This is a genomic window from Leucobacter sp. M11 (genome assembly GCF_035726885.1).
GTDB lineage: Bacteria > Actinomycetota > Actinomycetes > Actinomycetales > Microbacteriaceae > JAPFRB01.
Genome location: NZ_JAPFRB010000001.1, coordinates 127,589 through 130,149 on the forward strand (window position 1 = coordinate 127,589; position 2,561 = coordinate 130,149).

Below are 2,561 nucleotides of genomic sequence, written 5' to 3' on the forward strand. Positions count from 1 at the left end.
GCTGCTTCATACCGAGCGAGTATTTCCGCACCCGGATCTTCGCCGCGTCGGTGAGTCCCACCGTTTCCAGCACCTCGCCGATTCGCCGAGCCGGGATGCGGTTGGACTGCGCGATCCAGCGCAGGTGATCCACGCCGCGGCGTTCAGGCACAGCCGACGCGCCGTCGAGCATGGCCCCGACCGTGCGTAGCGGCTGGTCGAGCGTCGCGTACGGCTTCCCCTCGATGAGTGCGGTCCCGGCGGTGGGCCGGTCGAGGCCGAGCAGGATGCGGAGTGTGCTGGACTTGCCCGCCCCGTTCGGGCCGAGGAAGCCGGTGACGCGGCCGGGCCGGGCGGAGAAGCTCACCCCCTCGACCGCGGTGTTGTGGCCGTACTGCTTGGTGACTTTGGCGATGTCGATCACGCGGGGTGCTCCTGACGCTCGGGGTGAGGCAGCGGGACCGCTGCCTCTCTACCGTGCCCGGAGCGGGCCGGGGCTCGTGTCGTCCGAAAGGAGACACTTCGCTCGACGCCCGGCCACCCGCCGAGGATCCGGTCAGCGTTCCTCGTGCAGGAGACCGGCCTGGTGCGCGAGCACCGCCAGCTGCGTTCGATCGTTCACCGCGAGCTTCACGAACAGCCGCCGCAGGTAGGTGCGCACCGTCGCCAGGCTCAGGAAGAGCCCGTCGGCGATCTGCTGGTTCGTCGTGCCCTGCGCGACCAGCCGGATCACCTGCAGCTCCCGCTCACTCAACCGGACGCCCGAGAAGGCGTGCGGTCGCGGACGCCACTGCCCGCTGAGCTGCTGGACCAGGCGGGCGGTGATCTCGGGGGCGAGGGAGCTGTGCCCGGCGTGCACCGCCCGCACCGCCGCCAGCACTTCGGCCGAGGACGCATTTTTCAACAGGAACCCCGCCGCCCCCTCGCGCAGGGCCTCGGTGACGTACTCGTCCAGGTCGAACGTGGTGAGCATGATGATCCGGGTCGGGAGGTGCTTCGTCTCGCGCACCACGTCCAGGCCGGAGCCGCCGGGCATCTGGACATCCACCAGGGCAACATCGGGACGCAGGTCCCCGATGAGGCGACACGCGTGTTGCCCGCCGCCGGCCTCACCGATGACCCCGAACCCCTCGGTTCCGGTGAACAAGCGGCGGTACAGGCCGCGGAAGACCGCGTCGTCATCCGCCAGAACGATCGTGATTGGCTCCGTCACGAGGCGACCTCCGTTGGGACCCACGCGAGCACCCGCGTCCCGCCCTCGAGCCGGCCGGTCACTGTGAGCGAGCCGCCGATCCCCTCAACCCGCTCCCGCATCCCGGTCAACCCCGTTCCCGGCCGGTGACCGCCGACGTGACCGCAGCCGTCATCATCGACGCGCACGCTCACGGCCCGGTCCTCCTGCCAGACGGCGACCTCGCAGTGGCTCGCGTGTGCGTGTCGAATCACGTTGCTCAGCGCTTCCTGCACCACGCGCGACACGACCAAGCTTGTGTGTTCCGGGGCGTCGATCTGGTCAATGCGCGTCGTCACCTCGACGCCGCCCACCCGCGCGGCCGCCACCAACTGCGGCAACGGGGTCGCGCCCCCGGAGTCGCTTCGCCCCGCGCGGAGGGCGCGCACGAGCGCCTGCACCTCCTCCAGCGCCCCGCGCGCCCGGTGCTCGATACTCGTCAGGCTCGCTCGCAGCTCCGATGCGCCGACGCCGGGCAGGTTTCGGGAGATATCAGCTTCTGCGCCGATCACGCTCAGCGCGTGACCCACCACATCGTGCACCTCACGGGCCATCGCCGTCTGACGCCGTGCCTGCCCGGCCTCGGCCCGCTGTCGGACCGCGTGCTGGGACGCTTCCAATCTCCGCGCCTCGGCATGACCCAGTAACCAGGAGGCCCCGACCGCGAGCGCCGCATAGACGGCCCGCTGATCGACGCCCGTGGGCCCTGTATTCCCGTGCAGCATCAGGGCGATCAGCATGACCAGAACCGCGGCCGAGCCGATGATGCGCGTCAGCACGCCCCGTCTCAGGGCGAGCGGGTAGAGGCACCACGCCGCCGCGAGCATCGGGTCGGTCGTGACGTTCACGGCCCAGGCGATCCCCGTCGCCAGCACGGCGATCACCGGGGCGAGGATGGGGCACCGCCACCGGGCCAGCACGGCCGCCGCAACGACCGCGGCCAGGACGGCTCCCGCGGCCGCGGTCCGCGCCTCATCGGCGGCGCGGAGGGGCTGCACCCAGAACACCACGACCAGGACCGCAGCCGCGCCGAGATCGGTGAGCCAGCTCGGCAATGCGTTCCTCACGGTACTGCGCCTCGTCGCGTGATGCATGCCCCCATTCCACCATGTTCCTCTGAAGGTGTCTCCCGGGAGTGTGCCCGTCTCTCCGGCGGTGGGGAGCCGCCGCGCTCGACGGCGTCTCGGCCGTTCAGCGCTCGCCCGTCGCGTGGCCGCCCCCGGCCGCCCACGCGTCCCAGAGGCGGGCGTAGCTGCCCCCCGCGCGCAGCAGGCTCGCGTGATCGCCGACCTCGATGACGCGGCCCTCGTCCAGCACGATGATGCGGTCGGCCCCGGCCGCCTGGCTGAGC

At 71.5% G+C, this 2,561-nt stretch carries 3 protein-coding genes; all 3 read right to left on the reverse strand.

Features of this window, described 5'->3' with window-relative positions:
- On the reverse strand, window positions 1-403 hold a 403-nt coding region (locus tag OOT08_RS00635; RefSeq protein WP_325090661.1), incomplete at its 3' end, for an ATP-binding cassette domain-containing protein.
- Window positions 404-535: 132 nt separating this feature from the next.
- Window positions 536-1,192, reverse strand: coding sequence for a response regulator transcription factor (locus tag OOT08_RS00640; RefSeq protein ID WP_325090662.1), 657 nt, complete (start codon window positions 1,190-1,192; stop codon window positions 536-538).
- Complete coding sequence (locus tag OOT08_RS00645; protein ID WP_325090663.1) at window positions 1,189-2,277, reverse strand: sensor histidine kinase; 1,089 nt, start codon at window positions 2,275-2,277, stop codon at window positions 1,189-1,191. Before OOT08_RS00645 ends, OOT08_RS00640 begins: the two co-directional genes overlap by 4 nt.
- Between the last annotated feature and the right edge of the window lie 284 nt (window positions 2,278-2,561).